Below are 25,767 nucleotides of genomic sequence, written 5' to 3'. Positions count from 1 at the left end.
GCACCCATACTGAAGCCCAACGGTCTGCGCGATGTGCCTGTAAATCCTAGACGGCAAGTTTGATCGACGCCGTACCAAAAGGCGCCAGTGCCATGCTCGTGCCTTGCGAGGCTGACCTGAAAGCACTGATATCGATGCTTTGCTCTTCCGCGGTCAGGTTGACGATGTGCAGCGTCGCAGCTGACGATTGCCGGGAGACGAAAGCCAGGAGTTCCGACGGGCGCGAAGAAATGCAGTTGCTCCATGGCGAGCCGGCAAGACTCGACAGTAGCTTGACGACTTTGAAGAGCGGCCGATTGCCGCCTTCGTCCGTTGGCTCTCCCTTGCCGGCAATGAGGCCGAAAGGACCAGCGAGTGCCGCGAGCGTCAGGCATTCGATATTGGCATCAAGTATCCGGATGGCATAACCGAGCGCAAACGCCTCCGCGAAGCGGCCATTATGACGCGGATCGCGGTTTGCCATCGGAATGCGTCTGCCGGAGGGATTGTCCATTGTGCGGCTGCCATAGGGGTTCTGCCGCATGGGAATGGTCGAGGGGCCGATCCGGTAGGGTTTGTCGCCATAGATGGCGCGCACCGAACCGGTGATGAAGGGGAGCGCCTCCAGCGTCTGCATGACACTCAGATCATCGGCGGCATGGACGATGGGATTGGTGCAGTGGCTTACGAAACCGAGCCGATCGGCCGGCACCCGTTTCCGGTTGAGCTCGGTGAAATAGCTCAGCATGCCGCCGCCGATACGAATGCCGGCAAAGGCTTCGTGGGCCGCGGCATAGACCTCCTCGAGTGGTGGGCATTCCGGCCATTTGCTGCCCGGAGGCGTCGACTGCCGATCAACTGAAGGCGATATCAGGATGGCGTCTGGGCGGAAGCCTGCATCCTGCATCTGCCGTGCGATCTCTGCCGTCTCGATGGCTGGCGCCTGCTTGCAGGGCAGGGCGATTTCCAGCGTCGATCTGCCGCCACTGATAGCGGCGACGGCAGCGAAGTCCACTAGAGCCCGCATCCCGTGGCCGGCACTCGGGTCGAAGTGGAACAGCAGTTCCTGCGGAGCGATCTCGGAAAGCAGATTGCGGGCTTCAAGCGTCGCTATCGCTTCATCTGGGGTAACGACCAGGCCGATCGCCGGCATGGTGCCGCTACGCTCACCCGGTTCGAGCCGGATGTCGGCAACGGTCGAGCCGAGGGCTGTCGCTTGCCCGCTTCTGGTATCGCGGATGGAAAGGGCGATCCTCTGCCGCACCGGTTCGTGCGCGGCGATCTGATAGGGCCAGGGCAGCGCCAGCGGGCGCACATAGGTCTTGTAGGAAGCGTCGGACCAGTTGCGCTGGTCCTCCATCTCGAACGTATCGCCTTCCATCCGACATTCGGCCGAAATACCCGGCAACACCTGATGGCTAATTGCCCGCATATCCTTGAAAGGTTGCCAGGGCTCGATCTGATCGGGAAAGCGCGTCTCGTTCACGTTGCCGTCGACATGCTCGACCTTGGCCGGGCTTCCGGCAATGCCGACGATCGGGTGCAGGATGCAGAAGCCGCAGCGATTGGTCTCGAAACCAGTTGGCGAAAGGGCTCCCGCCTCGAAGGTCAGCTCCCGCTCGGTGGCTGCAATATGCACCGAAATGGCAAGCCTTGTGTCTTCCGGTCCCTTGCAATGGGCGACATAACGGACGGAAAAGCTGTCCTTGCCCTGTTCGACCCAGAGATTGTCGATTGTCGGACTGTAGGTCCCCCAGTCGCGGTCACGCACCAGATAGGAGACGGCACGCAATACTTCTACGCCGTCATAGCGGATCGTCCGCAGATTGCCCTTGGCAAGATCGACCGAGAGGCGCCCGGCAGCCAGGCGGACCGGATGCTCTTCGGCCTCATGCGTGCCGTAGAGGGCAAAGGCGTCCGTCATCATTTCAGCATAGCCCCCACGTCGATCGTCTTTCCCGATGCGGCACTGTCATACGCCGCTTCGACAAGGGCGAATGTCTTGAGATTGTCGGCGCCCGAGGTTGCCGGCTCGCCGCCGTTCTTCAGCCGGTCGACCCAGTGCTTCTGGATGGCGTAGACGCTTTCCTGAATATTGTGCCAGGGTCGCGATGCCCAGGAGAGGAGCTGCGGCGACGCATCGGAAACGACCGTGCCGGCAGCATTCGTGACCTCGAGCCGGTAGCCGGACGAAAGGCGGATCGTGCCATCGGTGCCGTCGAGCTCGATCAGCGTTTCCGGGAAAGGCTCGGCGGCAAGCTTCGTCGCGTAGCTGACGTCGACGATTGAGGTCGCCCCACTTTCGTGGTCGAGCAGGATCGTTGCCACATCCTCGCCTTTGATCCTGGGATTGACGCGTTTTGCGCGCGCCGTCAGCGTCTTCACGTCGCCAAGGATGAAGCGGGCGATATCGAGCGTGTGGATGCCGAGATCCTCGATGATGAAACGTTCGCCTTCGGCGAGGTAAGGCTGTCCGGAAAAGACGTCATACCCTGAGCGGAAGGAGAAACGGCCCCAGAAGGGCGTGCCGATCGCCTTGTGGTCGAGCAGCCGGCGGACGGCCTGGATCGGCGTTTGCCAGCGGAAATTCTCATGCACCATCAGCGGGATGCCGGCACTTCGGCAAGCCTCGACCATCGCCTTGGCGTCGACAAGCGTCTTGGCGAAGGGCTTCTGGCAGATGGCGGGGATCTTGTGGCTCGCCGCCATCTCCACCAGTGCCCGGTGGCTTTGGACCGTGGTGGCGATGTCGACGAAATCGAAGCCGCCATCGGCAAACATGGCCGCGGCATCCGTGTAGCGCCTGTTGATGCCGAACTGTTCGCCGACAATTTTCAGGCGCTCGGGATCGCGGTCGCAGATCGCCACGATCGAGGCGCCGTCGACATCCTTCCACGCGTGCATCTGGTTGATCGCAAAGAAGCCGCAACCGATCAAAGCACCTTTCAAGTCAGCCATTTCAACCTGCCTTTGCCATCTGCATGAGGGTCACGCGCTGCTGCAGCCGACGCTGCGCCTGATCGACGACGACGGCGATGATAATCACCAGACCCTTGATGACCATCTGCCAGAAGGAGGAAACCCCCATCATGACCAGACCGTCGGAGAGAATGCCGATCACGAAGGCACCGATGATCGTGCCGCCAATCGTGCCGCGTCCACCCGACATCGAGGTGCCGCCAAGAACGGCCGCGGCAATCGCGTTGAGTTCGAAGCTCTCGCCTGTGGCTGGATGTGCGGCCATCAGCTCCGAGGAGATGACGATGCCGACGATCGCGGCGCAAAGACCGGAGAACATATAGACGAAGATTTTCACCAGATCGACGCGGATACCCGACATGCGCGCGGCGCGCTCATTGCCACCGACAGCGAAGATATGTCGCCCGATCGGCGTCGAGCGCGCCACGTAGGCCGCAAGAAGCGCCAGCACGATCAGAATCCAGATCGAGACCGGCAGGCCGAGAATCCGGCCGGCACCGAAGAAATCGAAACCGGTCGTCGCATATTCCGGTCGGCCGACGAGGTTCGGGAAGGTCTGGCCGTCGGAGGAAAGCAGCGCCAGGCCTCGGGCGACATAGAGCGTGCCGAGTGTGGCGATGAAGGGCGCGACGTTGAGCTTGGTAATCAGCAACCCATTGATCAGGCCGATGAAGAGACCGATCGCCAGCGTAATCAGCACGATCTCGGCGAGGTTGAAATAGACCGTATAGCCGATCGGCAGTTCGATGCCATAAAGGATCAGGCCGCCGGCAACCATGCCGCAGAGGCCGACGATCGAGCCGACCGAGAGGTCGATGCCACCGGTGATGATGACGAAGGTCATGCCCATCGCCAGGAAAGCGTTCAGCGCCACATGCTTCGACATCAGGATCATGTTTGCGGTCGAGGTGAAGTTCGGCGCGAAGATCGAGAAGAAGATGATGACGGCAAAGAGCGCGATGAAGGTTCGAAGCTTCATCAGCGTCAGCAGGAAGGAGCCGTTCGCGCCCTTCGGCGCGGAATTGGATGCGGTAGCCGCCGTCATGACGCGAGTTTCCCTTGATGTTCGTGCCCCTTGGCGGAGGCCGCGATGATGGCTTCTTCCGTTGCTTGAGCGCGGTCGAAGACGGCGATGAGATGGCCGTTGCTGAGCACCGCGATGCGATCGGAGAGCGCCATGACCTCTTCGAGGTCGGAGGTTGAAAACAGGATGGCGAGACCGTTGGCAGCAAGCCGACGCATCGTGCGGAAGACATCCGCCTTGGCGCCGACATCGATGCCGCGGCTCGGTTCGTCCATCAAAAGGACCTTCGGATTGGTCATCAGCGCCTTGCCGATGACCACCTTCTGCTGGTTGCCGCCGGACATGGAGGTCACCTCGAAGTCCGGATTCGGTGCTTTGATGGAGAGATCGCGGATCGCCTCCGCGATGGCGTTCTTCTCCGCCTTGGCATTGATATGGAAGAGACGGGTGAACCGGCCGAGGCTCGCTAGCGTCAGGTTGGAAGCGATGGAGAGAACCTGCACCAGGCCCTCACGCTGCCGGTCCTCGGGAATGAGCGCGAGACCCCGGCGGATGCGTCGCGTCGTGTCCCGAGCGCGCACTTCCTTGCCGTCGATGAAGATCTTGCCGGTCGAATGCGCATGGCGACCGATGACGCATTCGAAGAATTCGCTCCGCCCGGCGCCCATCAGGCCGTAAATACCGAGGATCTCGCCGGCCTTTACGGTCAGCGAAACATCGTCGACGGCAAGCCCGCCGGTCGGGCGCGGCAGGCTGATGTTCTCGGCCCGAAACATTTCCTTGCCGACTGCATGTTCGACGGATTTGGCGAAATCCTTGGCGTCCGAACCGATCATCGAGCGTACGATCCAGCGCGTGTCTATATCCCTCACCATCGCCTGGCCGGTAATCTGCCCGTCGCGCAGCACGGTGATGTAATCGCCGATCCGCATCAACTCTTCCAGGCGATGCGAAATATAGACGATCGCCACCCCTTGCGCCTTCAGTTCGCCGATCACCTTGAAGAGGATCTCGACTTCCGCTGCCGACAGCGCCGATGTCGGCTCGTCCATGATCAGGATGCGGGCATTCAGCGACATTGCCTTGGCGATCTCGACAAGCTGCTGCTGGCCGATCGGCAGGTCCTCGACCATGGTCTCGGCATCGATCCCGGCATCGAGTCGCGCAAGGAATTCATTGGCCTTGCGGACCTGTTCCTTGTGGTCGATGCCAAGCACGCCGCGGGTCAGTTCGCGCGTTGCAAAGATATTTTCGGCAACCGACATGTTGGCGAAGAGATTGAGCTCCTGGAAGATCATGCCGATGCCGTGCGCCTGCGCATCCGCGGGGCTCGCGAATGAAACGGTTTCCCCATCAAGGATGATATTCCCGAGCGTGGGCCGTTCGACGCCGGCGATAATCTTCATCAGTGTCGATTTGCCGGCGCCGTTTTCACCGACCAGCACGTTGACGGCACCGCGGCGCAGTTCGAGATTGGCGCGCTTGACGGCGACGATGCCGGAATAGACCTTCGACACATCGTCGAGGCGCAGGATGATATCGTCCTTGGGAGCCTCGGCCATCGTCATGGTGCCACCGTCAGCGCCGAAGGGGTCACGAGTGGGAGGTCGCTGCCTGATGGCAACGGGAAAGCGCCTGTTACGGTCACCGTCTTGCCGACCAGCCCGTCGCGCGGAACCGCCGACAGGAAAGCGCTGTTGGCCTTCTCATTGAAGGACTTGCCGAACTGCGCCCATTCGATCTGGTTCTTGAACTCGTTGAAATTGACGAAATCCAGCGTGTCTCGCAGCGCCGTGCCACGAATGGCCGGTCCGATCTGCACTTTTGCGTCGGCCTTGCCGTCGCCATCGGCATCGACATCAAGCGTCGCCGCCCGTGACGCCGTATCGGCGGCAATGACCTTGCCGCTGAACTTGACGGCATAGGTCCAGGGAGAGCTCGCCTGTTTGTGCGGATTGCCATATTTTTCGCCCGCCTGATCGGGGCTTGAAGCGGCGAGTGCCACGACGTCCTTGAGCCCGCCGGCACGCTTTTCATAGTAGGGGACGACCTCGGACTGCCAAATGGCCTCGACCTTGGCATTCGGATCGAATGCGCTCTTGGCCGTCGCTGCGGCTTTTTCTTCCGCAGTCGGTGTCTTGATGATCTTGCATCCGGGCAAAGCTGCCACGACGATTGCGGCAATCAGGACGCCCCTGATCCTCAACATGCTGTCAACCTCGAAATCAATGGAAATAAGTTGCAGGGAGCGTGGTCGCCCACGCTCCCTGCAACAGTCGGTCCGCCTTACTTTGCGATGGCAAAGGTCTCGAGCTTGCCGGCGTTGTCGGCATTGATGAGAACGCAGTCCATGAGCTGCTTTTCTTCCTTCGGTGCCGTCTTGTTCTTGATATAGGCGTCGGCCTGTTCGACAGCCATCTGGGCCTGTGCGTAGGCCGGTTGCAGCACGGTCGCCTTGATGCCGCCCGACTTGATGGAGTCGCGGACATCGTTGGAACCGTCGAAGCCGACGACGATCACGTCCTTGCGGCCGGCAGCCTGGAGGGCGGCGATTGCGCCCATGGCCATCGTATCGTTGCCGGAGATCACGCCCTTGATATCGGGATTGGCCTGCAGGATGGTTTCCATCTTGGCATAGGCTTCCGTCTGGCTCCAGTTGGCCGACTGCTTGGCGACGGACTTCAGGTCCGGATAGTCGTCGATGACGTCATGATAGCCCTGCGAGCGGATGCCGGCATTGGTATCGGACTCCTTGCCGACGAGCTCGACATAGTTGCCCTTCTCGCCCATCAGCTTGACGAATTCCTGCGCGCCGAGTTGGGCACCCTGATAGTTGTTCGACACGATCTGGGCGACGGCAACGCCAGTCGCATTGATTTCGCGGTCGATCAGGAAGGAGGGGATGCCGGCATCCTTGGCCTTCTTGACGGCGGCAACCGAAGCGTCTGCGCCGGCATTATCGAGGATGATCGCCTTGGCGCCGCGGCCGATCGCGGTATCGATCATTTCCGACTGCTTGTTGGCATCGTCGTCATGGGTCATGACGAGGGCTTCATAGCCGAGTTCCTTGGCCTTGGCTTCGGCGCCGACGGCCTCCGCCTTGAAGAACGGGTTGTCGTGGGCCGGCGTGATGATCGCGATCAGGTCAGCCGAAAATGCCGGCATGGCAACACCGAGCGACAGGGCGCCGGCGAAGGCTGCAAGGGTCAGTCTACGCGTAAAATTCATGGTTTTCCTCCCAGGTTTGACGCATGGCCGAACCAACCCCGGTTCGGCTGAATCCATGCGAAATGAAACCGGCCCGTCTTCAAAGTCCCCCCGGGCCGGCAAGGCGGCAAGGCCAAGCCCTGCCGCAGCACTGTCAGGTGATGCGCCGGATGCTGTCGGCGATCTCCTGAGGTTCGAAGACCTTCTTCCAGTCGTCGCGCACAAGGGCTGGAATGCCGAACTCGATCGCCTTGTTGCAGGCATCCGAGAACACACCGTCGACTTCCTTGAAGATGACGGCGCCGAGCACGTTCATGTGGCCGAGCAGGAAATCGCGGGCGGCTTCCGCCGGAACGCCGCGTGCGATGCATTCGTCCATCGCCTGGCGCATGATGACGAGCAGCGAGGCGCAGACGGTTTCCGAAAGCCCGGGTTCCAGCATCGCCATCTGATCGACAGTGACGCGGTGCGAGCGCATGACTGGCGCCCATATTACCTTGGCAATCTCTTCGCCGAGGCTATAGGCGCTTTCCGGCCCCTGCATCAGCGCCGAGACGATGTGCTGCTTGGCAAAGAGACCGCCGAAATGGTCCTTTTTCGCCTGCATGTCCGTCTCATCGTTGAAGATCGGCGGATGGCAGGGGTGGGTGACGAAATAGGTGAGATCGTCACGCTTGGGCAGGTGACCGGCGAACGGAGCGGCGGCGTCGAGGGCCACGACCATGGTGCCGGGCTTCAGCCTGTCGACGATACCGGCGGCAACCTTGCCGATCGCTGTATCCGGCACGGCCAGGATCACGACCTCTGCGCCGTCTAGCGCTGCATCGGCGGGCGTGCAGTCGATGCCGAGATCGTTCTTCAGGCGCGCCTTGCCGACATCGCTGACCTCGACATGGCGCACATCAAAACGGGAACCTTTGAGATTCTTGGCCAGCCGGTATCCCATTTTTCCGCCGGCGCCAAAGAGGGCAATTGCAGTCATTTTTCCTCACCTTCGTATGTGGGATTGGTATCGTAACTGGTATGATGAGTCGATCACCATTCCATTGGCATTCGAGGGGCCGATCACACCTGATCGATAATCAGGATGTTCGTCCGTCCCGGATCTGCGCGAAGTAACCATCGGACCCGACCTGCCCGCCTTTCAGGGCAATCTGCAGTCCGTCCGTCGGCCCATGGCCGCCATGGGCCGTGCAGAGCGGCGAACCAGGGGTCTGGGGCAGCGGCAGCAGGGTCGTCAGCGCATCGACGCGCAGTTCCTTCAGCGCGTGGCTCGACGTGTCGCCACCGGCGATGACGGCCCGCGAAAGCCCTTCGGTTTCGACAAGACGGCGCAGGATGGTTCCGAGCGCGCGACCGAGCCGATGACGGGCGCCTGGCAGCTGATCAATATCGGCGCCGCGATCGGCCGAGGGGCCAAGTGCGGTATGCAGTATGACACTGCGGCCGGCTTTCAGAGCGGCGAGACCCGCGGCGACCGCGACGTCCAGTACCGCCTCGGCATTCGCGCCGACCAGTGCCAGAGGATCGAGTGGAATATCATGGAAACCGTCGGATATTGCCGTGCGAATCTGTCGCTCCGTCGTCGGCGAAACGCTGCCGGAAACGACGGCGAGCCGATCCACCTTGCCCGGCGACGGGAACTCCACACTCTGTCCGATCAGGCCTTTTTCGCGCCACGCGTTGAGAAGTGCATATTCGATGCCGGAGGAACCGGCGACGAATCCGCCCTTGGCAGCCGCGATGCGCTGCAACTGTCGTCCGGCGGAAGACTGGCTGTCGCCAGAGTCGACGTCGAGAAGCAGGATGCCTGAGCCCTTGTTCGTCAGCTGGTCGATCCTGGCATCGGCATCGGATGATGCAAGCATTGTCAGGTCGGCGAGCGAAACGGCAAGCTCGGTCTGCTTGCCGAGATGCAAGGCAAGATCCGCCTCATGCATCGGTGTAACCGGATGGCGGCTCATGACCGGATGCCGGTCGATGCGGAAGACACGTCCCTGATAGGCAGCAAAGAGGTTGCCGAAGGCCGTATAGCGCTTGAGCTGCGGCGCGCCGACGATGACGGGCACGAGCTCTTGCTCGAATATGTCTTTGCCGATCTCAATCGCCTTGCCGATATTGCCGACCTCAGGCGCGGAATCGAAGGTCGAGCAGACTTTGTAGTGGCAGATGCTCGCCTGCAGCCCCTTCAGCCATTGGAAGGCCGGTGCAAGATGTTCCTGCATCCAGGCCGGGCTCTCACTGCGGCTCGTTCCGGCAATGCCGATGGCCCGGCAATCCTGGAAGCGATCGAGCAGCGCCTGATCGGGAATGCCGAGGAAGAGCACGGTCGGAATACCGTTGCTGGCGAGCGCTTCCATCACATCGGTGGAACCGGTGAAGTCGTCGCCGTAGTAACTGACGAGCAGGTCGCGCATCGTCACGCAGCCTTCCCGTCGCCGAACTTCGCGATCGATGCCGCAAGTTCCGGATGATCTTTGGCATAGTCGTCGAGCGGAATATCGGCAACCGCCGCCTGCCAGGCCTTTTGGACGGCGCGCACGCCGGCGGCCGGCCCCTGCGGATGGCTGACGATGCCGCCGCCGCAGAGATAGAGCAGATCTGTGGTCCGGCCGGTGCGCTGATAGGTCTCCGGCGCCTGGCCGCCCCACTGGCCGGAGCCGGCGACAGGAAGCGGGCAGTCGGAGGGGCTAAAGAGCGGCGTGCTGATCGCCTTGAAGGAGGCAACGAAGCTTTCGTCCGGCTCCCAATATTTCACGCGAATGCCGTTGATCTGGAACTGGTCGACGCCAAGCAGCCGCCAGAGCTGCTGATAGACCTTGAAGTCGAGGCCGATGCCGGGATGGCGCGTCAGCACGTCCCAGCCATTGCGATGTGCATGCAACACGAGGCCGGAGCGCTTGCGCAGGAAGCTCATGCCGCCGAAGCCGATGGAATTGATGTTGACGACGGCGCAGTTGCCGCCAGCCTCAAGCACGAGATCATGGTTGCGCATCATCTCGTCGGGATCGGCATGGGAGATGCCGAACGCATACATGACCTTCTTTCCGGTCTTCTGCTCGTGATTGAGAATGCGAGGCATGATGGCCGCCACGCGCTCTTTCAGCGGCGAATAGGCGGGGCTCATCAGCTTCTCGTCGTCCTTGATGAAGTCGACGCCGGATTCGATCAGTTCGCCGACGAGCTCGGCCGTCTCATATGGACGCAGACCAAGCGCCGGTTTGACGATCGTGCCGATGATCGGCCGTCCCTCGACGCCGGTCAGGCGCCGGCTGCCGGGAATGCCGAATTGCGGGCCGGGATGGGCGTCCCTGAAGGCCTCGGGAAGTTTCATGTCGATGACGCGCAGGCCCGTCATGCCCTTGATGGAGAAGGTTCCGCCGATCGCGATCGTCATCAGCGCCGAAAGGTCGGTGCCAATTGCATCGAGCGGGAAAGCGATATCGGCATCGGCGCGATTGAGCCGCACTCCGTCGGGCGCTTCCGGCCAGGACGGGTGACTTGCATCTTCCAGCGGCCGGATGGCGAGCACCCGGGCGGCGACACGCGACTTCAATTCCTCAGTCTCGCCCGGAACCGGGACGAAGGTTCCGGTCGATTGATCGGAAGCGATCTTGTTCGCCATCGCTTCGACGCTGCCGGGCGTCTCGATGCGGTAGGTCAGGACTATCATCATGAAATTGCCGGTTGCTCCTCTCGCCACATAAAGAAGCCATGGCGTCAACTTGTAATCTGGTATAATGAGTATTCCATTTTCTGCAACGGAAATTTTCAACAGGTGTGAATTTCGCGTGGCGCGCTTTGTCGTCGGTCGGTGGAAATGCTAAGGGGAGAGAAGATTTGAGCCAGCGAGACGCCATGACCTCAGCCATCGAGCCAATAGTCCGTCGAAAACTGTCCGATGAGGTTTTTGACCGGCTGGAACGGCTGATCACGTCAGGAGAGTTGCAACCGGGCGACGAGATGCCCTCCGAGCGCGTTCTGATGGAACGCTTCGGCGTCGGCCGTCCGGCGATCCGCGAGGCGATGCAGTCTCTCGCCAACAAGGGTCTCGTCAGCATCTCGCACGGCGAGCGTGCGAAGGTCCTGAAACTGACCGCCCAGTCGATCTTCCGGCAGGTCGATCTGACGGCGAAGATCATGCTGGCGCAATCGGCCGATTCGCTGGAGCACCTGAAGAGCGCCCGTATCTTCTTCGAACGCGGCATGGCGCGTGAAGCGGCGCAACGCGCCAAGCGGGCTGACGTCGAGGCGCTTCGCGAGATCATCGACCATCAGCGCGCATCGCTCGGCCATGCCGAGGAATTCATCTCCGCCGATATGCGATTTCATACGCGCATCGCCCAGATTTCCGGCAATCCGATCTATGTGGCCGTCAGCGAAGCCATGCTGGCATGGCTGAAGGAATATCACACGGAAATGCTGATCTGGACCGGCAAGGAAAAATATACGCTCGCCGAACATGAAGAGATCCTGGAGCAGCTTGCCGCCAACGATGCCGACGGCGCCGAAGCCGCGGTGCTCAAGCATCTGGAGCGCTCTCGCTCGCTTTACATGAAGTAGACAGTCGCTTGCGGCGAACGGCGCGCCAATGCCGTTCGCGCGCAAACAGAATGTCAGTGGTGGCAGCAGTCCTGAGCCGTTTCAGCTGACGGCGGAACGTAGGCGGCAAATTCCTGCTCGAGAACCTTGATGACGCCGGTGCGCCAGCGATCGGCAAAGCGTTCGGAATAGGGATCGGGAAAGATATCCTCCTCGCCTCTTTCGAAGCCGTCGAATATTCCTGACGCCACCAGGCCGGGCGGCGACTTCGGCACCTCGAAGCCGCGCGTCATGTCGGTATCAACAGGCCCGGTGAAGCAGCTGTGCACCGCCACGCCACGCGCCGACAGGAGCGCTCGGAAGGCCTGCATCAGGTTATGGGCGGCCGCCTTTGAAATCGAATAGGCCGGTGTGGACGCGACCGGCACGAGCGCCGACAAAGAGAGGTTGTTGATGATGGCGCCTTTCGATCGCACCAGTGCCGGGAGAAAGGCCTGGGTCACCCTTAGCGGCCCGAAGAAATTGACTGCCAGATGGCGATTGATGATGTCCGTATCGCCGAGATCGTCGGGCATGAAGATGCCGGCATTGTTGATGAGGATATCGAGGTTCTCGACAGCGGCGGCCGCTTTCTGGACGTCCCACTCGTCGGTAATATCGAGGTTCACGAAGACCACGCGATCATCCTCATGGTGCTGCTCGCCGCGCGATCCCGCATAGATGCGTTTTGCGCCGCGCCGCAGCGCTTCGTCCATGAGAGCCCGGCCGATGCCGCGATTGGCGCCTGATATCAGGACCGTTTTGTTTTCGATGTTCAAGGCTTGCTCCTGTAAATGGTCGTGCCATCAGGAGGGGTTTCCGGATGGTCATCGTGGAGCCTAGGCCCAGGTATGGACACGCGGGAGTAACAAGTCTGGCGGGATTTCAGCACCTAAGCGGATCGCCGGACCGCCGCGCAAGCGACGGTCGCACGGGCGGCAGGAGAGCGAACCAAAGCAGTCGATCAGTTTTCGATCTGCTGCTCCGAGACGACGCTGACGATGACTTCGTCGTGCCCATTCGGATACAGGGGCAGGTCGAGCGTGATCGCTTGCTTGCGCTCGGAAGACGAGGCCTCGAAGAATTTCCTGATGCGCCCCTGACCATTCTTCGTGCCGGACGCCTTGGCGCGCGTCTCATCGACCAGGCGACGTTCAAATGCCGCAGCGTCGACTTCCGCATAAGCCATGGTGCAGCTTTCCACCTTGCTGTCGCCTACAGACGCCCGTGCGACGACGAGGGCCTCGAATGATCCATCTCCTTCCGTGGTCAGATTCCAGCCTTCCAGCGCGATGGGATTTTCCACCGGCGTGAGGCTGGTGGTCATGTCCGTTGCGAGAGCTGGCCAGTCCCGGCCCTTCGCAGCGGCGACGGTGCGCTGGAAATCCGGCCCCCGCCCGAGGCAACGTTCGCTGAATTGACCATACGGATCCGGCTGGTCGGCCGCCGCAACGCCGGCAAGGCCGGTGAGAAGGATCGCCGTCGAAAGGCAGTCTGTTATCCTGCGCTTGCTTGCCATATGTCAGCCCAATGCCTCCCGGGATGTTTCGCGCTGGCGCGATCCACCTTACCATTGCAATGAAAAGGGAGAAATAATGGCCGCCGTGCCCCAGGAACTTGCCATGGGTGCATGTCGATCGCGGCGAGAAGGCCCGATCGCGGCGTTAACCATCCACGGCCTTGCCCCTGGCAAAGATCGTCAACTCGCAATATTCATGCCCGGAGGGGATCACCATGAAGAAACTTATTTCGATCGCGGTCAGCATGCTTTTTGTCGGCGCGCCCGTGCTTGCGCAGTCGAGCGTGACCGGCACGCATACGAACCGCCCCATTGAGCACTACCGCGCCTATATCGGCGAGGCTGATCTCTTCAATTCGAAAGGAACGCGGCTCACGCGACCTTGGCAGATCATCCGCCAGGATCGAGCGAATTTCCATCAATACGGTATCCGCGACAATGATGACCAGTCGGACTCCTTCTTTGCCGATCCCGCCAATCGTCAATCCCTTGAAGTCATGCTCCGCAACGGGACCATGACCAGGGAAGCTGCCGCAATGATCGTTCAAGGCAATGTCTGGATTGACGTCGATATCTATGGCAGCCAGGGGACCGGACGCTGGATCGATGTGACGGTTTCCGACTGACGGTCCACCCGGCCAGCCGACACAGGCGAGAAGGCACGGGCGGCGATCACTACGAGGCGCATTGATCAGCGCCTTGTTTCGTCGTTAGCCGGCCTTAGCCCGCAAGGCGGCATTCTCGGCTTCCAGTTCTGCGAGGCGCTGGCGGAGCGGCTCGACGGCGACAGCAATTTCCGCCTCGGTATAACGCGGCGTTATATGCTGCGGGCAGTTCCAGTCGAAAGCCTCGAGGCGCAGGCGGAAGAGGCGTTCCGGCTTTGCCCGATAGCCAGGCGTGGCCAGCAGGTCCGTCAGTTTGGGATCGGCGTCGAGCGAGAGCTTTTCGGCATGCGCATAAATCTTCAGCCTTGCGCGACGGGCATAGTCCATCAGAAACAGGCAGACCTTGTCATTGGCAGCAATATTGCCGGTGCTGATGTATTGGCGATTACCGCGATAATCCGCAAAGCCAAGCGTGCAGTCATCGACCACTTTCAGAAAACCCTGCGGACCGCCCCGATGCTGCACATAGGGCCAGTCCGTTTCGGAAACGGTGGCCATGTAGAAGCTGTCGCGAGAGGCGATAAAGGCTCTTTCGTTTTCCGTGAAGCGGTCGAAGCTCCGGTCCGTCGGCAGATTGGTCCAGAAGTCCTGGAGACCCATTTCTGCCTGGGCGGCGCGCACACTGGGTGTCGAGGCTATGTCGAGAAATCCGTAGGACATGATCCATCTCCTCAAGGTTGGACGGAGCGGAGCCTCACCCCGCTCCTCATCCGTCAGGCCGCATCGGCGGCCGGCACAGCCGGGAAGTCGATATCGGTCTTTGCAACTTCGTTCAGATAATTGGTGAAGGTGTTCTCCGCGACCAGAGCGACGATTTCGACGATCTGCGCATCTGAAAAGCCGGCAGCGCGCACGGCGGCAATGTCGGTGTCGGCGACATGGCCGCGAGCCTCGGCGATCTTGGCCGCAAAGCTGACGGCAGCACTCGCCTTGGCATCGGCGGACGCACCTTTGCGGTTCAGCGCGATTTCTTCCGGGCTGATTTTTGCAAGATTAAGGCCGAGATAGGTATGGGCGGAAAGGCAATAGTCGCAGCCGTTCACTTGTGCGACGGCGAGCGCAATGCGTTCACGGGTCTTGACGTCGAGCGTCTTCGACAACGCCCCCTGAAAGCCGGTGAAAGCCGTCAGCGCTGCCGGGCTGTTGGCAACCAGGCGAAAAATGTTCGGAACGAAACCGAGTGCCTTCTGGATGCCGTCAAGTATCGGCCTCGCCGCATCAGGGGCTTCGTCTTTCGCGGGAATGGAAATGCGGGACATGAAAGATCTCCTTCGGAACGGGGCAAACCGTGATTGGCTTGTTGATACGAATGTGTCGATTTCCACTCACAAAGAGAATATGCTTTAAATGAAAGTGATTTTACCAGAAATTGGAAGAATGTTTTGGACCGGTTCGAAGCCATGTCGATCCTGCTGGAGGTGGTGGACAAGGGGAGCCTGTCGGCGGCCAGCCGTTCGCTGAAGATTCCGCTGCCGACGCTGAGCCGCAAGATTACCGAGCTCGAGGCTCTGCTTTCAACGAAACTGCTCACCCGAACTACTCGCAAGATCGCCCTCACAGATGCAGGGGCTACCTATCTGGAAGCCGCAAAACGCATTCTTGAACAGGTCGAGGAAGCCGAACGCCAGGCATCGGGAGAGTTTGCGATGCCGAAGGGTGAGTTGGTGATCACGGCGCCGGTGCAGTTCGGCCGCCTTCACGTCCTGCCTGTCGTGACCGATTTTCTGGCCGCCTTTCCTGCGATCAACGTGCGTCTGATGCTGGCCGACCGGAATATCGATCTCGTCGAAGAGCATGTCGACATGGCAGTACGGATCGGCAATCTGCGCGATAGCGCCATGGTCGCAACACGCGTCGGCTCGGTTCGCCGGGTGGTTTGCGGCAGTCCTGGTCTCTTTGCCAGTCGTGGCGTGCCGAAGGAGCCGGCCGATCTCCTGGATCTGCCCTGCATTGGCGTTGAAGTGCTGACCCCGTTTGCAGGCTGGCAGTTTCGGAAGTCCGGCATCGGCAAACCGATCGAGGTGGCGGTCACGCCGCGGCTTTCCGTCACCACGACGGAAGCAGCTGCGGAGGCGGCGATCCGCGGTGCCGGCGTCACCCGGCTGCTCTATTATCAGGTGGCACAAGACGTTTCCGCAGGCACACTGAGGCTGGTGCTCGAGGATTTCGAACCCGAACCGGCGCCCATCCACCTCATTCATCTTGCGCGTGGGCAGATGCCGCTGAAGATGCGTCATTTCCTTGATTTCGCCGCACCTCGGCTGCGGGTGAGCATCGCGGCCCTTCAATCCTCGTCGCAGCAGCGAAACGCCGCATCACATTCTTCGTGACGTCGCATTATGGACGCTCCATACCGATGAAATTTGCATTCGTCAGAATATCGTTTGAATCCTAACTATTTTGATGCTATTAAAGAGCCCATGCAATCGCTCACCTCCCTGCAGCGCGTTTTCACCGCGAACCTCTTGTCGACCGGCCGCAACTGGCGCCGGGCGGTGGATCTTGCGCTGACTTCCCACGGCATTTCGGAAGCCTGCGCGGCGCCGCTGTTGTGGATCGGACGTCTCGGCGGCGGCGTGCGTCAGATCGTGCTGGCCAATCATGTCGGTATCGAAGGGCCGTCGCTGGTGAGGCTGCTCGACCAGCTGGAGGCGCTCGAGCTCGTGGTGCGCAAGGACGACCCGATCGACAGGCGGGCAAAAGGTCTCTGGCTGACGGAGGAGGGCCAGAGCCTCGCAACCCGCATGGAAGCCATTCTCGACGACCTGCGCGGCAGGATCCTCGCAAATGTCAGTGAAGCCGATCTCGAAGCGGCGGTGCGCGTCCTCGCTGCCTTCGAAGAGATCAGCCCGTCGCAGGTTGCGGCCGTAACCCAGAAGTTCGAGGAGACGCCGTGACCCTTCCCTCCTGGCGGGACTGGCTCTTCTCGGCCAAGGCCTTTCTCGCTTCCATGCTTGCCCTTTTTGTCGCCCTGTCCCTCGATCTGCCACGGCCTTACTGGGCGATGGCGGCCGTCTATGTCGTTGCCAATCCGCTTGCAGGTGCGACCAGCTCCAAGGGCCTTTATCGCGCGCTCGGCACCCTGCTTGGTGCCAGCGCAGCGGTCTTCTTCGTGCCGCTCTTCGTCAACGCGCCGGAGCTCTTGAGCATTGTTATCGCGCTCTGGACCGGCACGCTGCTCTTCATTTCGATGCTGGACCGATCCTCGCGCAGCTATGTCTTCATGCTGGCAGGCTATTCCCTGCCGCTGATCGCCCTGCCGTCGGTCGGTTCGCCCGACACCATCTTCGATACGGCGCTCGCCCGCTCGGAAGAGATCATCATCGGCATCGTCTGCGCGAGCCTCGTCAGCGCCGTCGTCTTCCCGACCAGCGTGCGCAGCGTGCTCGGCCAGCGCATCGCCACCTGGCTCGACGATGCCGGAAGCTGGGCGAACGATATTCTGCGCGGTGAGGGCGCCACACCGGCTACACCCCTGAAGCGGCAGAAACTGGCGGCTGACGTCACCGGCCTCGATCTCATCATCAGCCAGCTCGGCTATGATGCCGGCAGCCGCGATATCGTACGCCATTCGCGCGAATTGCGTGGTCGTCTCCTGATGCTTCTGCCGCTCTTCTCCTCGCTTGCCGACCGGCTACATGCCCTGCGGGCCGAAGGCGAGACGCTCCCAAAAGACCTGATCTGCCTCTTGAACGAGGTTGCCGACTGGCTCGGCCGCGGCGCGAAATCGCAGGCTGACGATACGGCCGAAAAACTGGTGCGGCAGATCGAAAGCCTGCGCGAGATCGATCCGGACCGCCGCTGGAGCGACCTGCTTTTGTCGAGCGCGCTGGCGCGTCTGAAGGAGATCGTCGATCTCTGGCAGGATTGCCTGACGCTGCGCGACGAAATCGTCAGCGGCACACATTCCGGTCCCTGGCGGCCAGCCTTTCGCCATCGCCAGATCGTCGGCCGTATCAGGCATTTCGATTATGCGCTGCTTGCCTTCCAGGCAGGCGCCGTTGTTGCCGGCATTCTCGTCGCCTGCATGTTCTGGATCTATAGCGGCTGGCAGAACGGGGCCGGTTTCGTCACCATGGCGGCCGTTGCCTGCTCTTTCTTCGCCTCGCTCGATCGGCCGGCCCCCTTCATCACCTCGATGTTCATCTGGTGCGGCGTCAGCCTCGTCATCTCCTTCGTCTACATTTTCGGCATCCTGCCGATGGTCAACAGCTACGAGCTGCTTGTTCTGGTCTTCGCTCCGCCCTTCCTGCTGCTCGGCCTGATGATCCCGAAGCCGCAGTTCAATATGCTCGCCATGCTGCTCACCGTGAACAGCGCCTCCTTCATTGCGCTGCAGGATCGCTATGCCTCGGATTTCACCACCTTCACCAATGAGGCCATCGCGGCCCTCGCCGGCATCGGCTTTGCCCTGATCTGGACTCTGATTGCCCGCCCCTTCGGAGCAGAGCTTGCGGCCTGGCGCCTGGTGCGGGCGGGCTGGAGCGATCTTGCCGAGACGGCTGCCGGCGAGCGCCGCGCCGATCACGAGAAACTCTCCGGCCGCATTCTCGATCGCCTCGGCCAGCTCGTTCCGCGCCTTGCCGTCGTCGAGGATCGCGAGCTCAGGAAAGTGGATGGCTTTGCCGAAGTGCGCATCGGTTTCAACGTGCTAGTGCTGCAGAACGAGCGCAAGAAACTGCGTGGCGCCAGTGCGGCTTCGCTCGGCGCTGTTCTCTCCGGCATTGCCGATTTCTACCACGGCCGTATCGAGGCCGGCCGAGCGGTCGATCCGCAGGATGGCCTGCGCCAGTCGATCGACGACAGCCTGAAGATCATCGCGCTCGAAGACGACATGCGCGGCGCCGAGAGTATCGACGCGCTTGTCGGTGTCAGGCGCGCACTTTTCCCTGACGCAGCTCCGCCAGCAAGCTGGCAGGCGGCCGAGGCTGCGCCGCAACTTCTACCGCTTGCCGCTGAGTAATTGTCATGCCCGCAGAATTTGATGTTTACGGCGTTTATGTGCCACGCCTCCTTGTTCTCATGGTGCTAAGCCTTCTCTTGATCATCGTCGTCAGACGGATGCTTGCCTGGCTCGGTGCCTATTCCCTCGTCTGGCATCGCGGTCTCTTCGACCTTGCCCTTTACGTGCTCGTCCTCGGAGCCGTCTCCTCCATCACACGCTGGTACTTTGCATGAACGCCCTGAAATTCACTGGCCGCCTTATCGTCACCCTTGCCGTTGTCATCGCCGCCGTCTTCGTTGGCCGCGGTCTCTGGGGCCACTACATGGACGAACCCTGGACGCGCGACGCGCGCCTGCGCGCCGATGTCGTCGGGATCGCGCCTGATGTTTCCGGCCTTGTCAGCGACGTGCTCGTTACCGACAACCAGATGGTCAGGAAAGGCGATGTCCTTTTCCGCATTGATCGCGAACGGTTCGCGATCGCTCTTACCCAGTCTGAGGCAGCGCTTGAAAGCAGCAAGGCAGCCCTCGACCAGGCGCATCGCGAGCGCGAGCGCCAGGGCCGCCTCGGCGACGCCGCCTCTCTGCAGCAGAAGGAACAGGCGCAGACGGCCGAAGAACAGGCAGAAGCCGCCTTCCGCCAGGCGAAAGCCAACCGTGATCTCGCTGCGCTCAATCTCGACCGTTCCGAGATCAAGGCGACGGTCAACGGCACGGTTTCCAATCTCAGCCTTCGACCGGGCGACTACGTCAGCGCCGGCAGTGCCAAGATCGCGCTGATCGATACGGATTCGCTGCGCGTCGAAGGCTATTTCGAGGAAACCAAGCTGCCGCGCATCCACCCCGGCGATAAGGTTTCCATCCACCTGATGGGGCATTCGCAGAGCCTTGACGGCCATGTCGAAAGTATTGCGACCGGCATCGAGGATCGCGAACGCACTTCCGGCACCGGTCTGCTTGCCAATATCAACCCGACCTTCAGCTGGGTGCGTCTTGCCCAGCGCGTGCCGGTGCGCATCAGCATCGACAACGTTCCTGACGATGTCAGGCTGATTGCCGGCCTGACGGCGACTGTCGAGGTGGATAAGAGCTGATCGTAAGCCGCCACGCTCTCGCCTAGCCTTCGAATCTGGACAATAGTCGAGGCTGCATCAGATCGAAATGACACCACGGAGTTCCGTCAGAATGGTAAAATCCGCTTTCAGGCATGCGCTTGTCGCGGTTGTGCTGATGTTATCCGCGATTTCCGCGATGGGGCACAACCAGGCCGTCGCCACCTGGAGCGATTTCATCAGGGGCAGGCACGATCTGACCGCCCTCAATGAGCAGAAGCGGAAGAAAATTCTTAGTGAACTCGGCGCGGCGATTATCGCCGATCCCGCCGGCGTGAGTGATGAGATCGAGAGGAGCAGCGGCGCGCCGGCTCTTTGCCAATATGTGCGTCTGATGTTCGCGAGCGATAGGGCCGCCGAGGTGGTTGATCAGCTTGATGCTGTGCTCCATTGGGGCAAACGGGATAAATCCATCCAGGAGAGGCTTGGCGCCCCGACCTTTGACGACGGCAGCGCCTGGTTTCCGAGGGCCAAGAGAGCCGGCTATTTCACAGGCTGTGTGGCTGGAACGCTGGATAGGAGGAGGAAGGGCGGCCCAAACCTTGCGGGTCGGCTGGCCCTGCTCTTGAAAGCAAGGGATCAGACCGCCATCACCCTGCAGATCGCAGAGCGCCTGAAGATTGGGCCACTCCCGAAGGGCGATACCTACGGCAAATGGATACTGGATGGCCTGGCGAAGAAGGAACTCTTGTCGGATGATGCGCTTGACTGGTTCGAGCTCGGCTTTGACAGATCCTATTGAGCGGCGTCGGAGCTTCAACGCATGCGCAAGTCTGGACTTCAATCCAGGTGAAACACCTCCGGCATCATTGCCCACCATTCGCCTTCCTTGCGCGTAGCAAGCGGCTTCTGGCAGGGCATGCAGGCCGCCCACCATTCCTGGTTTTTCGGGTCGGCGGCCATCTTTGCCATGTCGGCATCGAAATCGTCGCCGACATATTCCCAGTAGCCGAAAAGCAGGTTTTCCGGCTCCTTGAGGTAGATTGAATAGTTGGTGATGTTGCACGCCGAGAGCAGCGCCAGGACCTCCGGCCAGACGGCGGCATGCAGTGTCTTGTAGTCTGCGACCTTGTCGGGCTCCAGGCCGATCACCATGCCCATGCGCTGCATGTTCTACCGCCCTTGCGTGATTTCCGTGGTGAACCCGGCGACGCTGCGGGCCTTCACTGCATCCCAATCCCATTCGATGCCGATGCCGGGTTCGGAAGGGGCGACGGCGCGACCGTTTCGGATCTCCATGCCCTTGGCCGTCAGGTCGTCCAGCTGCGGAATGTATTCGACATATTTGCCGTTCTGGATGGCGCAGACCAGGCTGACATGCAGCTCCATCAGGAAATGCGGGCAGACGGGGATATCGAAGGCTTCGGCCGCGTGCGCCACTTTCAGCCAGGGCGTGATACCGCCGATGCGGGCGACGTCGACCTGCACGATCGAGCAGGCGCCCTTCTGCATATATTCGCGGAAATGCCGGATCGAATAGAGTGATTCACCGACGGCGATCGGCGTCGGGGTCAAGCGTGACAGCCGGATATGGCCGTCGAGATCGTCGGCCGGCAGCGGCTCTTCGATCCAGGCGAGATCGAGCTCTCTCAGCCGCGCCGCGCGGCGAATCACTTCATCGACGGTAAAGCCCTGATTGCAGTCGGTCATGATCTCGAAACCGTCACCGCACGCCGCACGCATCGCAGACAGCCGGTCGTAGTCCTCGGCGCCGTGCGGCTTGCCGATCTTCACCTTCGAACCGGAAAAGCCCTTGGCCTTCGCCTGCAGGGCGTCTTCGACAAGCGCTTCCTTCTCGATATGCAGCCAGCCGCCTTCGGTCGTATAGAGCGGGCAGCTTTCCTTGGCGCCGCCGGCCAGTTTCCAGAGCGGCAGACCCTGCTTTTTTGCCCTGAGATCCCAGAGCGCGGTATCGACGGCGGCGAGTGCCAGCGCTGTTATCGCACCGATCGTCGTGGCATGTGTGGCAAATTCCAGCCTGTGCCAGATCGCCTCGATGCAATCGGCATCCTCGCCGATCAGGAGCCGGGCCAGATGGTCCGACAGAAGCCGCATGACGGAGGAACCGCCTGTCCCGATCGTATAGGAATAACCGGTGCCGGAAGCCCCGTCGGAATCGGTGATGGTGACGATTGGTGTTTCCTGGCTGACGAAGCTCTGGATCGCATCGGTGCGCTTCACCTTCGGCGGCAGGTCCACCATGAGCAGTTCGATCTTTTCAATGCGGGCCATGGTTCCTCCTAGCTTGCCGTACGGGCCTGAGCGGGTTCGGCAGCGTGGATCGCCGACATGATGGCGCGGCTGGCCGTTTCATACTTGTGGTCGTTTTCATGTTCGTGGACGATCCTGAAATCGTGCATGACGAGAATGCGGTCGGCGAGCGCCACCATTTCCGGCATATCGCTGGAGATCAGCAGGATCGCCATGCCCTTGTCGGCAAGGCCATTGATCAGCTCATGAATATAGGCCTTGGCCTTGATGTCGATGCCGACGGTCGGCTCGTCGATGAAGAGGATATCGACATCGGCGGCGAGCCATTTGGCGAGCGAGACCTTCTGCTGGTTACCGCCCGAGAGGTTGCCGACGAGCTGTTCCAGGCTGGGTGTTCGGATTTCCAGCTGCCGGGCGAGCGGCGCGGCAGTCTTGCGCTCCTTGCCCGCGCCGATCAGCCCAAAGGTCGAGGCAATCCTGCCCCAGACGGTCATGGCGATATTCGAGCGGATCGGATGGGCGAGAATGACGCCCTCATGCTTCCTGTCCTCGCTGACATAGCCCATGCGGAAGCGCTTGATCGCCTCCTCAACCGAGCGGATGCGGACGGGTTTGCCATCGATCACCACCGTTCCCGATGTCAGCTTGTCCTTGCCGATGACGGCACGGACAAGCTCGGTCCGGCCGGCGCCGACAAGGCCGTAGAGGCCGAGGATTTCGCCGCGATGAACCGAGAAATTGACATTGTCATGGCCGACGGCGGTGGCGACATCACGCAGCTCGAGTTTCGCCACCCCGTCCTGCGGCTTGCGTGAGCGCGCGATGACCGGGCGCTCAGCGCGGCCGATCATCGCCTCGATCAGCGTCTGCCGGGTCATGCCGGTCATCGGCGCACCGCGCAGCGTGGTTTCGCCGTCGCGCAGGACCGTGACCCGATCGCAAAGGCTCAAGACTTCCTCCAGCTTGTGGCTGACGAAGAGGATCGCCGTTCCCTGATCGCGCAGCTGTCGCACGAGGCGAAAGAGGATTTCAGTCTCGGCATCGGTAATCGATGCGGTCGGCTCGTCGAGCAGAAGTACCTTGGCCTGATGGCTGAGCGCCTTGGCGATCTCCACCATCTGCATCTGGGCGACGCTGAGGCGTCGCACCTCCGTTGCCGGATCGACGTCGAGGCCGACCTTGCGCAGATGCATGCGTGCCTCTTCATTGGCTCGGCGGAAATCGACGAGGCCGTTGCGAACCGGCAAGCTCTCCAGAAGAATGTTTTCCGCCACCGAGAAGCGCGGAATGAGGTTGCGTTCCTGGTGCACCGCGGAAATGCCGAGCGCGATCGCGTCGCGCGGCGAGGCAAGCGACAGCGGCGTACCATCGAAAGTGACTGTCCCGCTGTCTGGCCGGTGGACGCCGGTGATGATCTTGATCAGCGTCGATTTGCCGGCGCCGTTTTCGCCCATCAGCGCGTGTATCTCGCCGCCGTTGAGGGTCAGCGATGCATTGTTGAGCGCCCGCACGCCGGGGAACGATTTGCCGATCCGGTCCAGAATGAGTGCCATCTCAATCCTCCCCGACCCGGATCGCCCGGTAGCGATTGATCCAGACGGCGGCAAGGATCAGCGCACCGAGCAGGAAGGTGACCCAGTAGGGATCGACCGCCAGCAGCACCATGGCATTCTGGATCAGCCCGACCAGCAACACGGCGATGAGGGTGCCGAGAATGGAGATGGAGCCGCCGGCAAGGCTGGCACCGCCGATGATCGGTGCCGCAAAGGAAATGACCACCCAGTCCGCGCCGATCGTCGGCTGGGCAGAGCCGAGCTGGGCGACGGCCAGCACACCGGCGGTCGCGGCCAGCAGGCCTGACACGACATGGGCCATGATGGTGGCGCGGGCGACCGAAATGCCCGAAAGTTCCGCCGCATGGGCATTGCCGCCGACCGCCAGCATGTAGCGGCCCTCGACCGTGCGGGCAAAGAAGATGACGAGCAGCACGGTCACCAGCAGCGGCACGATGAGCAGGAGCGGAAAGGGTCCGAAACGGCCGTTGCCGAAGGCGACGAAGGCAGGCGACAGATTGTAGAAGGGGATGGCCTTGGTGATCCCGAGATTGATGCCGGCAAAGGCCGATCCAGTCGCAAGTGTCACGATGAAGCCGTTAATGCCGGTCCTCACCGTCAGCCAGCCATTGATAAAGCCGGCAAGGCCGCCGAAGACGATGCCGATGCCGATGGCGACGATCGCCGGCAGGCCCCAGACATCCATCAGCCCGCCGGTAACGACCGCGACGAGCCCGCCGAGCGCGCCGACCGAAAGGTTCATCTGGCCGACGCCCAGCATGACCATCTGGCTGAAGGCGACGAGCAGCGAAACGCAGATGCTGCGCAGCATGACGAACCAGTTGAATTCGGTCATGAAGGCAGGCGAGGCGAAGGAAAGTGCAATACCGCCGGCAATGACGCCGACAAGGATGCCGGACCATTGCGTGCGCGCTGCGAAGGAAAGCAACGTTTTCATGCGCGCCTCGTCTGTTCGCGGATGGCGAGTTTGGCGCGGTAGCGCTCGAAGAGGATGGCCGAGAGCAGGAAGACGCCAAGGAAGAGCTGCAGCCAGAAATTCCCGACCTGCAGCACAAGCAGGCCGCTGCGGATGGTGGCAACCAGCAGTGCTCCGAGGATCGTGCCGATCACTGATACCATGCCGCCGGCAAGTGCGGTGCCGCCGATGACGGGAGCGAGGAAGGAGGGCAGCAGCCAGTCGTCACCGGCAACGGCGGGCATGGCGGCCGAAAGCCTTGATGTCAGCATCAATGCGGCGGCACCGGCAAGCACGCCCGAGAGGACATGCACGAAGATCGCGATCCGCCCGACCGGAATACCGGACATTTCCGCCGCGCGCGCATTGGCGCCGACGGCGAGGATCTGCCGGCCGAGAACCGTATGTTTGAAGAGAATGTAGAGCAGGGCACCGATCAGGAGGGCAACGATTGCGAGCGACGGAACTGGGCCGACGCCGCTGCGCCCGAAGGCGCCGAAGGTTGCCGGCAGGCCGTTTAGTGGCACGCCCTTGGTGAAGATCAGCATGCCGCCGGAAAACAGGCTGGCGCTCGCAAGCGTCACGATGAAGCTGTTGACGCCGGTCTTGACGATCGCCAACCCATTCAACGCGCCGAGCAAACCGCCAAAGGCGAGCGTGAGCAAGATCGCGACAGGAATAGGCAGGCCGGCCGCCTGCATGAGATAGCCGGCAATCATGACGCAGCAGACGCCGATCGCACCGACGGAAAGGTTCATGCCGCCGGTCGCCAGCACCACCATCTGGGCGAAACCGACGACGACGTCGATCGCGACCGAGCGGCCCATGGAATTCAGGTTGAAACGCGACAGGAAGCCAGGCGCCAGGCTGGTGAAAACGAACCACAGGATCAGAAGGATGATCAGCAGGCCCAGCTGCGCGGGTCCTCTGGTCAGCAGTCCCAGCAGGCTGTGTCTGCCTGCATCGGGGACGGGACTATCATTGTCGATGGGTGCCATGCGCTCGGTCGACCGGTCT

The 25,767-nt window shown here is 61.5% G+C and carries 26 protein-coding genes; 8 read left to right on the top strand and 18 right to left on the bottom strand.

All coding sequences use genetic code 11. The annotated features are described in order from the left end of the window. Positions 1 to 46 precede the first annotated feature (46 nt). The 9 genes from FHX06_RS11680 to oiaX all read right to left on the bottom strand — a co-directional run bounded on the left by FHX06_RS11680 (position 47) and on the right by oiaX (position 10,865). Positions 47 to 1,906, bottom strand: a complete 1,860-nt coding sequence (locus FHX06_RS11680) for a hypothetical protein (protein WP_183879367.1) — start codon at positions 1,904 to 1,906, stop codon at positions 47 to 49. After that, positions 1,903 to 2,937: a Gfo/Idh/MocA family protein gene (locus FHX06_RS11675; RefSeq protein ID WP_183879365.1), complete on the bottom strand. Its 1,035-nt coding sequence runs from the start codon at positions 2,935 to 2,937 to the stop codon at positions 1,903 to 1,905. The genes FHX06_RS11680 and FHX06_RS11675 overlap by 4 nt, the downstream gene beginning before the upstream one ends. 1 nt (position 2,938) lies before the next feature. Beyond that, a complete protein-coding gene (locus FHX06_RS11670) occupies positions 2,939 to 4,003 on the bottom strand; it encodes an ABC transporter permease (protein WP_112969595.1) in 1,065 nt (354 codons plus the stop codon). Beyond that, a complete protein-coding gene (locus tag FHX06_RS11665; RefSeq protein WP_183879363.1) occupies positions 4,000 to 5,550 on the bottom strand; it encodes a sugar ABC transporter ATP-binding protein in 1,551 nt (516 codons plus the stop codon). Before FHX06_RS11665 ends, FHX06_RS11670 begins: the two co-directional genes overlap by 4 nt. Then, positions 5,547 to 6,191 carry a DUF2291 family protein gene (locus tag FHX06_RS11660; protein WP_183879361.1) on the bottom strand — a complete coding sequence of 215 codons (645 nt, stop codon included), beginning with the start codon at positions 6,189 to 6,191 and terminating at the stop codon, positions 5,547 to 5,549. Before FHX06_RS11660 ends, FHX06_RS11665 begins: the two co-directional genes overlap by 4 nt. Positions 6,192 to 6,268: 77 nt before the next feature. Continuing rightward, positions 6,269 to 7,210 (bottom strand): D-ribose ABC transporter substrate-binding protein, encoded by a 942-nt coding sequence (locus FHX06_RS11655; protein ID WP_018114333.1) that lies wholly within the window; start codon positions 7,208 to 7,210, stop codon positions 6,269 to 6,271. 133 nt (positions 7,211 to 7,343) lie between these two features. Continuing rightward, entirely contained in the window at positions 7,344 to 8,171 is an 828-nt protein-coding gene (locus FHX06_RS11650) for a phosphogluconate dehydrogenase C-terminal domain-containing protein (protein ID WP_183879359.1), read from the bottom strand. A gap of 100 nt (positions 8,172 to 8,271) precedes the next feature. Next, positions 8,272 to 9,606 carry a four-carbon acid sugar kinase family protein gene (locus FHX06_RS11645; RefSeq protein ID WP_183851140.1) on the bottom strand — a complete coding sequence of 445 codons (1,335 nt, stop codon included), beginning with the start codon at positions 9,604 to 9,606 and terminating at the stop codon, positions 8,272 to 8,274. A gap of 2 nt (positions 9,607 to 9,608) precedes the next feature. Further along, positions 9,609 to 10,865 (bottom strand): 3-oxo-isoapionate-4-phosphate decarboxylase OiaX, encoded by a 1,257-nt coding sequence (gene oiaX, locus FHX06_RS11640; protein WP_183879357.1) that lies wholly within the window; start codon positions 10,863 to 10,865, stop codon positions 9,609 to 9,611. Between the two features lie 182 nt (positions 10,866 to 11,047). Here oiaX and FHX06_RS11635 point away from each other — a divergent pair, with 182 nt between their 5' ends. Beyond that, positions 11,048 to 11,752 (top strand): transcriptional regulator NanR, encoded by a 705-nt coding sequence (locus FHX06_RS11635; RefSeq protein ID WP_018115444.1) that lies wholly within the window; start codon positions 11,048 to 11,050, stop codon positions 11,750 to 11,752. A gap of 53 nt (positions 11,753 to 11,805) precedes the next feature. On the opposite strand, the gene FHX06_RS11630 is transcribed toward FHX06_RS11635, so the two are convergent. Further along, complete coding sequence (locus FHX06_RS11630) at positions 11,806 to 12,549, bottom strand: SDR family NAD(P)-dependent oxidoreductase (RefSeq protein WP_183879355.1); 744 nt, start codon at positions 12,547 to 12,549, stop codon at positions 11,806 to 11,808. Positions 12,550 to 12,734: 185 nt separating this feature from the next. Continuing rightward, entirely contained in the window at positions 12,735 to 13,289 is a 555-nt protein-coding gene (locus tag FHX06_RS11625) for a hypothetical protein (protein ID WP_183879347.1), read from the bottom strand. A 215-nt stretch (positions 13,290 to 13,504) separates the two neighbouring features. Here FHX06_RS11625 and FHX06_RS11620 point away from each other — a divergent pair, with 215 nt between their 5' ends. After that, entirely contained in the window at positions 13,505 to 13,915 is a 411-nt protein-coding gene (locus FHX06_RS11620; RefSeq protein ID WP_183879345.1) for a hypothetical protein, read from the top strand. Between the two features lie 84 nt (positions 13,916 to 13,999). Here FHX06_RS11620 and FHX06_RS11615 read toward each other — a convergent pair whose 3' ends face one another. Together FHX06_RS11615 and FHX06_RS11610 are read right to left on the bottom strand one after the other, a co-directional pair. Further along, the gene (locus tag FHX06_RS11615) at positions 14,000 to 14,614 is read right to left on the bottom strand and encodes a pyridoxamine 5'-phosphate oxidase family protein (protein WP_183879343.1); all 615 of its coding nucleotides are present in this window, start codon (positions 14,612 to 14,614) and stop codon (positions 14,000 to 14,002) included. Between the two features lie 53 nt (positions 14,615 to 14,667). Continuing rightward, on the bottom strand, positions 14,668 to 15,213 hold the full coding sequence (locus tag FHX06_RS11610; RefSeq protein WP_112542037.1) for a carboxymuconolactone decarboxylase family protein: 546 nt from the start codon (positions 15,211 to 15,213) through the stop codon (positions 14,668 to 14,670). Positions 15,214 to 15,336: 123 nt separating this feature from the next. Between FHX06_RS11610 and FHX06_RS11605 the strand changes: the two genes are divergently transcribed. The 6 genes from FHX06_RS11605 to FHX06_RS11580 all read left to right on the top strand — a co-directional run bounded on the left by FHX06_RS11605 (position 15,337) and on the right by FHX06_RS11580 (position 20,752). Further along, the gene (locus tag FHX06_RS11605) at positions 15,337 to 16,284 is read left to right on the top strand and encodes a LysR substrate-binding domain-containing protein (protein WP_183879341.1); all 948 of its coding nucleotides are present in this window, start codon (positions 15,337 to 15,339) and stop codon (positions 16,282 to 16,284) included. A 90-nt stretch (positions 16,285 to 16,374) separates the two neighbouring features. Beyond that, positions 16,375 to 16,851: a MarR family winged helix-turn-helix transcriptional regulator gene (locus FHX06_RS11600; protein ID WP_018115436.1), complete on the top strand. Its 477-nt coding sequence runs from the start codon at positions 16,375 to 16,377 to the stop codon at positions 16,849 to 16,851. After that, positions 16,848 to 18,917 (top strand): FUSC family protein, encoded by a 2,070-nt coding sequence (locus tag FHX06_RS11595; RefSeq protein WP_183879338.1) that lies wholly within the window; start codon positions 16,848 to 16,850, stop codon positions 18,915 to 18,917. Before FHX06_RS11600 ends, FHX06_RS11595 begins: the two co-directional genes overlap by 4 nt. Before the next feature lie 5 nt (positions 18,918 to 18,922). Then, positions 18,923 to 19,132 (top strand): DUF1656 domain-containing protein, encoded by a 210-nt coding sequence (locus tag FHX06_RS11590; protein WP_112542040.1) that lies wholly within the window; start codon positions 18,923 to 18,925, stop codon positions 19,130 to 19,132. Then, a complete protein-coding gene (locus FHX06_RS11585; protein ID WP_018115433.1) occupies positions 19,129 to 19,992 on the top strand; it encodes an HlyD family secretion protein in 864 nt (287 codons plus the stop codon). The genes FHX06_RS11590 and FHX06_RS11585 overlap by 4 nt, the downstream gene beginning before the upstream one ends. 91 nt (positions 19,993 to 20,083) lie before the next feature. Then, positions 20,084 to 20,752, top strand: coding sequence for a hypothetical protein (locus FHX06_RS11580; RefSeq protein ID WP_112969608.1), 669 nt, complete (start codon positions 20,084 to 20,086; stop codon positions 20,750 to 20,752). A gap of 38 nt (positions 20,753 to 20,790) precedes the next feature. Here the strand turns inward: FHX06_RS11580 and FHX06_RS11575 are convergent, their stop codons facing one another. From FHX06_RS11575 to FHX06_RS11555, 5 genes are read right to left on the bottom strand one after another with little or no spacing between them, the layout of a single operon-like run. Continuing rightward, positions 20,791 to 21,120, bottom strand: coding sequence for an L-rhamnose mutarotase (locus FHX06_RS11575; RefSeq protein WP_183879336.1), 330 nt, complete (start codon positions 21,118 to 21,120; stop codon positions 20,791 to 20,793). Positions 21,121 to 21,123: 3 nt separating this feature from the next. Next, positions 21,124 to 22,242, bottom strand: a complete 1,119-nt coding sequence (locus FHX06_RS11570; protein ID WP_183879334.1) for a mandelate racemase/muconate lactonizing enzyme family protein — start codon at positions 22,240 to 22,242, stop codon at positions 21,124 to 21,126. A gap of 8 nt (positions 22,243 to 22,250) precedes the next feature. Continuing rightward, on the bottom strand, positions 22,251 to 23,774 hold the full coding sequence (locus FHX06_RS11565) for a sugar ABC transporter ATP-binding protein (RefSeq protein WP_183879332.1): 1,524 nt from the start codon (positions 23,772 to 23,774) through the stop codon (positions 22,251 to 22,253). A 1-nt stretch (position 23,775) separates the two neighbouring features. After that, entirely contained in the window at positions 23,776 to 24,732 is a 957-nt protein-coding gene (locus tag FHX06_RS11560; RefSeq protein ID WP_183879330.1) for an ABC transporter permease, read from the bottom strand. Beyond that, on the bottom strand, positions 24,729 to 25,748 hold the full coding sequence (locus tag FHX06_RS11555) for an ABC transporter permease (protein ID WP_183879328.1): 1,020 nt from the start codon (positions 25,746 to 25,748) through the stop codon (positions 24,729 to 24,731). The genes FHX06_RS11560 and FHX06_RS11555 overlap by 4 nt, the downstream gene beginning before the upstream one ends. Positions 25,749 to 25,767: the final 19 nt, after the last annotated feature.

It is taken from the genome of Rhizobium sp. BK512 (assembly GCF_014194915.1).
GTDB lineage: Bacteria > Pseudomonadota > Alphaproteobacteria > Rhizobiales > Rhizobiaceae > Rhizobium.
Note: the sequence above shows the minus strand (reverse complement) of the source record. Positions and strands in the feature narration are given on the sequence as shown.

What these genes read in the sequence shown, in the direction of transcription:
- FHX06_RS11680 (WP_183879367.1), bottom strand. Translation starts at nt 1,906, where the DNA reads ATGATGACGGACGCCTTTGCCCTCTACGGCACGCATGAGGCCGAAGAG.
- FHX06_RS11675 (WP_183879365.1), bottom strand. Translation starts at nt 2,937, where the DNA reads ATGGCTGACTTGAAAGGTGCTTTGATCGGTTGCGGCTTCTTTGCGATC.
- FHX06_RS11670 (WP_112969595.1), bottom strand. Translation starts at nt 4,003, where the DNA reads ATGACGGCGGCTACCGCATCCAATTCCGCGCCGAAGGGCGCGAACGGC.
- FHX06_RS11665 (WP_183879363.1), bottom strand. Translation starts at nt 5,550, where the DNA reads ATGACGATGGCCGAGGCTCCCAAGGACGATATCATCCTGCGCCTCGAC.
- FHX06_RS11660 (WP_183879361.1), bottom strand. Translation starts at nt 6,191, where the DNA reads ATGTTGAGGATCAGGGGCGTCCTGATTGCCGCAATCGTCGTGGCAGCT.
- FHX06_RS11655 (WP_018114333.1), bottom strand. Translation starts at nt 7,210, where the DNA reads ATGAATTTTACGCGTAGACTGACCCTTGCAGCCTTCGCCGGCGCCCTG.
- FHX06_RS11650 (WP_183879359.1), bottom strand. Translation starts at nt 8,171, where the DNA reads ATGACTGCAATTGCCCTCTTTGGCGCCGGCGGAAAAATGGGATACCGG.
- FHX06_RS11645 (WP_183851140.1), bottom strand. Translation starts at nt 9,606, where the DNA reads ATGCGCGACCTGCTCGTCAGTTACTACGGCGACGACTTCACCGGTTCC.
- oiaX (WP_183879357.1), bottom strand. Translation starts at nt 10,865, where the DNA reads ATGATGATAGTCCTGACCTACCGCATCGAGACGCCCGGCAGCGTCGAA.
- FHX06_RS11635 (WP_018115444.1), top strand. Translation starts at nt 11,048, where the DNA reads ATGACCTCAGCCATCGAGCCAATAGTCCGTCGAAAACTGTCCGATGAG.
- FHX06_RS11625 (WP_183879347.1), bottom strand. Translation starts at nt 13,289, where the DNA reads ATGGCAAGCAAGCGCAGGATAACAGACTGCCTTTCGACGGCGATCCTT.
- FHX06_RS11620 (WP_183879345.1), top strand. Translation starts at nt 13,505, where the DNA reads ATGAAGAAACTTATTTCGATCGCGGTCAGCATGCTTTTTGTCGGCGCG.
- FHX06_RS11615 (WP_183879343.1), bottom strand. Translation starts at nt 14,614, where the DNA reads ATGTCCTACGGATTTCTCGACATAGCCTCGACACCCAGTGTGCGCGCC.
- FHX06_RS11610 (WP_112542037.1), bottom strand. Translation starts at nt 15,213, where the DNA reads ATGTCCCGCATTTCCATTCCCGCGAAAGACGAAGCCCCTGATGCGGCG.
- FHX06_RS11600 (WP_018115436.1), top strand. Translation starts at nt 16,375, where the DNA reads ATGCAATCGCTCACCTCCCTGCAGCGCGTTTTCACCGCGAACCTCTTG.
- FHX06_RS11590 (WP_112542040.1), top strand. Translation starts at nt 18,923, where the DNA reads ATGCCCGCAGAATTTGATGTTTACGGCGTTTATGTGCCACGCCTCCTT.
- FHX06_RS11585 (WP_018115433.1), top strand. Translation starts at nt 19,129, where the DNA reads ATGAACGCCCTGAAATTCACTGGCCGCCTTATCGTCACCCTTGCCGTT.
- FHX06_RS11580 (WP_112969608.1), top strand. Translation starts at nt 20,084, where the DNA reads ATGGTAAAATCCGCTTTCAGGCATGCGCTTGTCGCGGTTGTGCTGATG.
- FHX06_RS11575 (WP_183879336.1), bottom strand. Translation starts at nt 21,120, where the DNA reads ATGCAGCGCATGGGCATGGTGATCGGCCTGGAGCCCGACAAGGTCGCA.
- FHX06_RS11570 (WP_183879334.1), bottom strand. Translation starts at nt 22,242, where the DNA reads ATGGCCCGCATTGAAAAGATCGAACTGCTCATGGTGGACCTGCCGCCG.
- FHX06_RS11565 (WP_183879332.1), bottom strand. Translation starts at nt 23,774, where the DNA reads ATGGCACTCATTCTGGACCGGATCGGCAAATCGTTCCCCGGCGTGCGG.
- FHX06_RS11560 (WP_183879330.1), bottom strand. Translation starts at nt 24,732, where the DNA reads ATGAAAACGTTGCTTTCCTTCGCAGCGCGCACGCAATGGTCCGGCATC.
- FHX06_RS11555 (WP_183879328.1), bottom strand. Translation starts at nt 25,748, where the DNA reads ATGGCACCCATCGACAATGATAGTCCCGTCCCCGATGCAGGCAGACAC.